This is a genomic window from Pseudomonas sp. SIMBA_068, from assembly GCF_046534705.1.
GTDB lineage: Bacteria > Pseudomonadota > Gammaproteobacteria > Pseudomonadales > Pseudomonadaceae > Aquipseudomonas > Aquipseudomonas putida.
In genome coordinates, this window is the sequence record NZ_JAWRYI010001056.1 from 1 (window position 1) to 254 (window position 254).

The 254-nt window shown below is 72.4% G+C and carries 1 protein-coding gene; it reads left to right on the plus strand.

Annotated features, from left to right (window positions below; all coding sequences use genetic code 11):
* A partial coding sequence (locus SB756_RS32675) for a hypothetical protein (RefSeq protein WP_410913588.1) occupies nucleotides 1-254 on the plus strand: 254 nt, incomplete at both ends.

Consider the following 254-nt stretch of genomic DNA (forward strand, 5'->3'; position numbering starts at 1 on the left):
GCCTCGCGCCAGGCCCTCGACGTGCGCGCAACCCTGCCGGACGGCCAGCCCCTGGCGCTGAACCTGCGCAGCCGCGCGTCGGCCAAAGCCTGGCAAGACGCTGAGGTTGCGGCATACCTGAGCCTGCCGCAGAGCGATTGGGCGCGCTGGTTGCCGCCGCGTCTGCTGGGCCAGTGGCAGGCTGACGCATTGCGCGCCGGGGGCGAGTTCTGGGTCGACTGGCGCCAAGGCCAGTTGCAACACGCGGTGGTCCG